Origin of the sequence: Nioella sediminis, from assembly GCF_001879695.1 — a bacterium.
GTDB lineage: Bacteria > Pseudomonadota > Alphaproteobacteria > Rhodobacterales > Rhodobacteraceae > Nioella > Nioella sediminis.
The window spans coordinates 1-5259 of the sequence record NZ_MNBL01000187.1; the positions used below are offsets into that span (position 1 = coordinate 1).

The following is a 5259-nucleotide window of genomic DNA, read 5'->3' on the forward strand; positions in this document are numbered from 1 at the left end:
CGACGGCAAGATTTTCGTCTCGTCCGTCGAACAGGCGATCCGCATCCGCACGGGCGAAAGCGGCGAAGACGCTCTCTGAGCGGCGCTTTCCCCTAACCAACAGTCAACTACTCTCAAGGACACTTGGACATGAGCAACGAAAACGTTCTGAACCTGATCCGGGAAGAAGACATCGAATATGTCGATATCCGCTTCACCGACCCGCGCGGCAAGCTGCAACACGTCACCGTGATGGCAGATCAGGTCGATGAGGACTTCCTTGAAGAAGGGTTCATGTTCGACGGCTCCTCCATCGCTGGCTGGAAGTCCATCGAACAGTCGGACATGAAGCTGATGCCCGACACCGACAGCGCCTATATCGACCCGTTCTACGCGGAAAAGACCCTGTGCATTCACTGCACCGTGGTCGAGCCCGACACCGGCGAGCCCTATTCCCGCGACCCGCGCGGCACCGCCCAAAAGGCCGAAGCCTACCTGATCTCCTCGGGCATTGGCGACACCTCCTATTTCGGTCCCGAAGCGGAATTCTTCCTGTTCGACGATGTGCGCTTCTCGGTCGAGATGAACAAGGTCTCGTTCGAGGTTGACGCCCAGGACGCGGCCTGGAATTCGGACAGCGAATACGAGATGGGCAACATGGGCCACCGCCCCGGCATCAAGGGCGGCTACTTCCCCGTGAACCCGACCGACGCGGCGCAGGACCTGCGCTCGGAAATGCTGTCCACCATGAAGCGCATCGGCATGAAGGTCGACAAGCACCACCACGAGGTGGCGTCCTGTCAGCACGAGCTTGGCCTGATCTTCGGATCGCTCACCAAGCAGGCAGACGAGCTGCAGAAATACAAATACGTGATCCACAACGTGGCCCACGCCTACGGCAAATCCGCCACCTTCATGCCCAAGCCGATTTCCGGCGACAACGGCACCGGCATGCATGTGAACATGTCGATCTGGAAGGACGGCAAGCCGCTGTTCGCAGGCGACAAATATGCCGATCTGTCGGATGAGGCCCTGTATTTCATCGGCGGTATCCTGAAGCATGCCAAGACGCTCAATGCCTTCACCAACCCGTCGACCAACTCCTACAAGCGCCTGATCCCCGGTTTTGAAGCCCCGGTTCTGCGCGCCTACTCGGCCCGCAACCGGTCCGGCTGCGTGCGTATCCCGTGGGCGGAATCGCCGAAGGCCAAGCGCGTCGAGGCCCGTTTCCCCGATCCGGCGGCCAACCCCTACCTGTGCTTCGCGGCGCTGCTGATGGCTGGCCTCGACGGGATCGAAAACAAGATCCATCCGGGCGAAGCGTCCGACAAGGACCTCTACGACCTGCCGCCCGAGGAACTGGCCGGCATCCCGACCGTCTGCGCCAGCTTGCGCGAAGCCCTGGAAAACCTGGAAGCCGATCACGACTTCCTGCTGAAAGGCGACGTGTTCACCAAGGACCAGATCGAGGGCTACCTGGAGCTGAAGTGGGACGAGGTCTACGCCTTCGAACACTGCCCGCACCCGATCGAGTACAAGATGTATTACAGCTGCTGATCGCGGCAGACAGAACAACGGAAAAGGGCGCCCGCGTGGCGCCCTTTTGCTTTTCCGGTCGGGGTCTGGGAATTGCGTTTTGACAGGCCAGCGGTCCGGGCCTACCCTTGGCGTATTGAGTTTCACGTCATAGCCAGAGGATTGCCCATGAGACGCATGATTGCCGCCACCGCCATAGCCATTTCACTCGCCGCCCCGGCCCATGCCCAGATGTTGGGCAACACCCCCCAGGATATCATGAGTGTCGCGCAAGGTTTCGGCCCGGCACAGATGGAAGCCTCGAACAATGGTCAGCCGATGATGACCGGCACGATCGAGGGCAACAACTATGGCATCCTGATGTATGGCTGCGAGGACGGTGCCTGCGATTCCCTTCAGTTCTTCGCGACCTTCACCACCGAACGCAACGGGCTGACCCTGCTGAACCAGTGGAACGAGGATCAGCGGTTCGGCGCGGCCTATGTGGCCCGCAGCGGCAGCGTGATCCTGCATTGGAGCGTCAACATAGACTTCGGGGTCACCCGGCAGAACTTTGCGGACAGTTTCGACATCTGGCGGCTGACTCTGGCGGAGTTCAACAGCCACCTGACGCAGTGACACCCGAACACAAAGGGAGATCAGAGATGATGCGTATCTGGATTGCAGGGCTGGCCCTGCTGGCGACACCGCTGTCGGCACAGACCGCGCCGGGGGATCTTCTGGGTCAGGCGATGCTGCTTGGCCCGGCCCGGATGGAGGATGCGGGCGGCAGCCTGACCATCTTCGGCGAGGCTGGCACCGCGAGCTATGTCGCCATGGCCTCCGGCCCCGATTGCAGCAGCAGCGGCAGCAATTGCAGCACACTCAGCTTTCAGGCCGTGGCCCCGCCGCCTTCGGGTGGCGACGCCGCAGCAGACTGGCAGGCCGCCGGTCTGGGGGGCAGCGTCAGCGTCGGCGGTGACGGCTGGCTTGTGCTGAGCCACAGTGCCTCTGCCGCCGATCCCGCCGCCGCGTTTCAGGCCTGGGGCGGGATGATGCAGGAATTCAGCGCCCGGTTCGGAAACTGAAGGATCGCGGCCCGGTCAGGGCCGCTTTCCCCTCTGGCCCTATGGGCAGGACTGGAACACACCCTCCACCGGCACCGTGGTCCAGCAGATGATGCCGCCCCAATGGAACCCGCCCGCGCCTTGCATGTCGCGCACCTCGAACCAGGGGTAGCCGTTCATCATCACGCCCGTATTGGCGACGATCATCAGGTCTTCGCCCTCCGTGAAGCTGCCGATGCGGTCATGTTCCATGCCCGGACCGACCCGCACATTGCCGCCCCAGGACCGCGCCTGAACCGGGAAGGCCCCGCCGCCCGCGCTGACCGGCTGGCAGATCAGCAGCATGTCCTCGACCTGAAGCTCGGCCATATTGCCCTGCCCGCGCAGGTCCATATCCGGGCCGACATAGCGAAAACCCGACCCGGTCGGCGCGGCTGTCACCACCGTGGCCGGGCTGGTGGCGCCACCGCCAGAATCCATGCCCATGGTAAAGCGGGCCTCTGCCCGATCCGCCATGGCCGGATCAATGGTGACGATATAGCTGCCATCGCCAAGCGGACCGCAGTCGAACCGGGTTTGTGCAGCCGCTGGCAGGGCCAGCATCACCAACGCCGCAACGAGAGGGATCAAGCGCTTTCAGAATGTCCTTTTCAAGTCATTGATCGCAGGAGGGCAGCGCACCCTCCAGCGGTTCGAAACCGGGGCAAATGTCTCCGCCCCACACAAAACCCGCCGGCCCGGTCGGGTCGTAGAGCTCAAACCAGGGATATCCGTCGGTCTCCTCCTCCAAGCGGGACCGGAGGTAGAGCCGGGTCGCCGATGCAATCTCAGCCAATACGGGCAGATCCGCTCCGGGGCCTGAATGCACGGCTCCGCCGACAGAAAGCGCCAGCGCCGGGTAGTCGCCGCGCGGGTGATCCTGTGGCAGTTCAAGCCGCACACAGGGAAGGGTCGCCTCCCCAACCTGCAGCGAAGTATCCTCGGCCGCGAGGTCCAGCGACAGATCACCTGAGTGATAGCGGATCTCGCCCGCGGCAGTCTCACCGATCCAGAGCATGTCATGCTCCCGCCGCGCGCCGTCATGGTCGGGGGGATAGAGAAACCGTGCCTCGGTCTGATTGGGCGACATCGGCCCCACCCGGATATAGGGGGGCGACCGGTCGTCAATCATGCAGAAGAAATAGACGCGCGGGAAGGCCGCAGCGGGGCTGGCGAGCGCCATGGCAGCTGCCAGCAGGGCAAATCGAAACATGGGTCAAATCCTTTTCCGTCATAAAACACGGAAAAATCTGCGCCGGAACCGGGCCCCGGCGCAAGGAATTTCTGCCCTATTCAGTGGCTTCGCCACCCTCGCCCGCACCCGCTTCGGGCTGCGGCTCCGGCTCAGCGGAAATGCCATCCTCGGGCGCACAGGGCCCGGCGCGCAGGTCATTGATCGTGGCCAGCGCCGCATCGGCGGCCTCCGGGTCCAGGGTGATCTGCATCGGCGCGACCAGCGGGTAGATCAGCTCACCCCGGTCGCCGCGCATCTGCAGCACATGGGTACGTGCCATGACGGGACCGAAATTGCCAAGCACCGCATCGGCCGAGAACATGCGCTGCGCGCGGGTGCGCAGGGTGCGGGCACCGTTGATGGCATCGGGGTTTTCCTGATCGCCCTGTTCAGCGGCGGCGGTGCGCATATCCGAGAAGATGCCGCCAGCGGTCTGGATCGCCTCCCACGCGGATTGCGAGGGCATCAGCATCACACGGGTATGGCCATTCACCGTATCTTCGGCGGGCAGGATGCCGGTCAGCGGGTCAAGGTCGCGCAGATCCATGCGCAACACCTGCACGCCGACCGGGCCGCCCATGGTATAACCCTGGTTGGTCATCAGCGTCTGAACGATCCGGCAGCCCTGAAGCTCCAGTTCGATGGCGGTATACTCCCCGGTCTCCTCGTTCACGATGACGCCGGGGGACGCGGCGCGGATCGCCAGTTCCTCGGGCGTGGGCTCCTGCTGAGCGATGGCAGGAACAGAGGTCAGAGACAGAAGGGCAATGGACAGGTAAAAATGGGGCCGGAGCATAGGGATCTCTCCTGTTAGAAAGGCGCGGCGGCACAATGGCATGCAGCGCCCGAGGGCGCCAGCACCAATGCACCGAATAAACGATAGAAATAGGTCAGAGACGGGTCATCCGGCTGGCCAGGCGGGTTGCCTGACGCGCGCGCTGCGTGTTGCGCTGGATGGCCTGGCGCTGATCGGGTGTCATCTGGTCGTCATCGCGGTTGCCGAAGGCGGCATTCACCCCGGCATCGACGCCGCGATTGATCACGCGCCGGAGCAGGCGGTTGAGGATCATGTTGATGATACGGTCCATGGGTCTGCCTCGAATCTGGTTGTTTTGTCCAGCCTGGCACGATTCCATGGCAGAATTGGGGCAATCCGGGCGATCAGGGGCCGAACATGTCCTCCTGCCCCGGGCCTGGGTCCAGCGCATCGTCTTCACCGCTGTCATCGGGGCCGGGAAACATGCCGGGTGGCGGGCGGTTGTCCAGAAGGCCCGCTTCGCGCAGCTCTTTCAGGCCCGGCAGGTCGCGGGTGGTTTCCAGCCCGAAATGATCGAGGAACTGGGGCGTCACCACATAAGTCACGGGCCGGCCCGGCGTCATCTTGCGACGGCCGAAGCGAATCCATTCCATCTCGATCAGCTGGTC

General features: G+C 63.4%; 9 protein-coding genes. 4 read left to right on the forward strand and 5 right to left on the reverse strand.

From position 1 onward, the window contains the following. The 4 genes from BKY26_RS19640 to BKY26_RS19655 all read left to right on the forward strand — a co-directional run. Positions 1 to 79, forward strand: a 79-nt coding sequence (locus BKY26_RS19640; protein ID WP_281249849.1) for a P-II family nitrogen regulator, incomplete at its 5' end; no start/stop codon positions are given. A 50-nt stretch (positions 80 to 129) separates the two neighbouring features. Next, entirely contained in the window at positions 130 to 1536 is a 1407-nt protein-coding gene (gene glnA, locus BKY26_RS19645) for a type I glutamate--ammonia ligase (protein WP_071692064.1), read from the forward strand. A gap of 147 nt (positions 1537 to 1683) precedes the next feature. After that, entirely contained in the window at positions 1684 to 2133 is a 450-nt protein-coding gene (locus BKY26_RS19650; RefSeq protein ID WP_071692065.1) for a YbjN domain-containing protein, read from the forward strand. Between the two features lie 26 nt (positions 2134 to 2159). After that, a complete protein-coding gene (locus BKY26_RS19655) occupies positions 2160 to 2582 on the forward strand; it encodes a hypothetical protein (protein ID WP_071692066.1) in 423 nt (140 codons plus the stop codon). Positions 2583 to 2621: 39 nt separating this feature from the next. Here the strand turns inward: BKY26_RS19655 and BKY26_RS19660 are convergent, their stop codons facing one another. The 5 genes from BKY26_RS19660 to scpB form a co-directional block, all read right to left on the reverse strand. After that, positions 2622 to 3191, reverse strand: a complete 570-nt coding sequence (locus BKY26_RS19660) for an SH3 domain-containing protein (protein WP_071692067.1) — start codon at positions 3189 to 3191, stop codon at positions 2622 to 2624. A 25-nt stretch (positions 3192 to 3216) separates the two neighbouring features. Beyond that, complete coding sequence (locus BKY26_RS19665; protein ID WP_071692068.1) at positions 3217 to 3813, reverse strand: hypothetical protein; 597 nt, start codon at positions 3811 to 3813, stop codon at positions 3217 to 3219. Positions 3814 to 3889: 76 nt separating this feature from the next. Beyond that, positions 3890 to 4630 carry a hypothetical protein gene (locus BKY26_RS19670; protein ID WP_071692069.1) on the reverse strand — a complete coding sequence of 247 codons (741 nt, stop codon included), beginning with the start codon at positions 4628 to 4630 and terminating at the stop codon, positions 3890 to 3892. A 94-nt stretch (positions 4631 to 4724) separates the two neighbouring features. After that, positions 4725 to 4922 carry a hypothetical protein gene (locus BKY26_RS19675; RefSeq protein ID WP_071692070.1) on the reverse strand — a complete coding sequence of 66 codons (198 nt, stop codon included), beginning with the start codon at positions 4920 to 4922 and terminating at the stop codon, positions 4725 to 4727. A 73-nt stretch (positions 4923 to 4995) separates the two neighbouring features. Next, positions 4996 to 5259 (reverse strand): SMC-Scp complex subunit ScpB (scpB, locus tag BKY26_RS19680; RefSeq protein WP_193600220.1); only part of this gene is annotated, 264 nt, incomplete at its 5' end.

Excerpts from the sequence above, each read along its gene's own strand:
- BKY26_RS19675 (WP_071692070.1), bottom strand. The coding sequence starts at position 4,922 with ATGGACCGTATCATCAACATGATCCTCAACCGCCTGCTCCGGCGCGTG.
- BKY26_RS19665 (WP_071692068.1), bottom strand. The coding sequence starts at position 3,813 with ATGTTTCGATTTGCCCTGCTGGCAGCTGCCATGGCGCTCGCCAGCCCC.
- BKY26_RS19650 (WP_071692065.1), top strand. The coding sequence starts at position 1,684 with ATGAGACGCATGATTGCCGCCACCGCCATAGCCATTTCACTCGCCGCC.
- glnA (WP_071692064.1), top strand. The coding sequence starts at position 130 with ATGAGCAACGAAAACGTTCTGAACCTGATCCGGGAAGAAGACATCGAA.
- BKY26_RS19670 (WP_071692069.1), bottom strand. The coding sequence starts at position 4,630 with ATGCTCCGGCCCCATTTTTACCTGTCCATTGCCCTTCTGTCTCTGACC.
- BKY26_RS19655 (WP_071692066.1), top strand. The coding sequence starts at position 2,160 with ATGATGCGTATCTGGATTGCAGGGCTGGCCCTGCTGGCGACACCGCTG.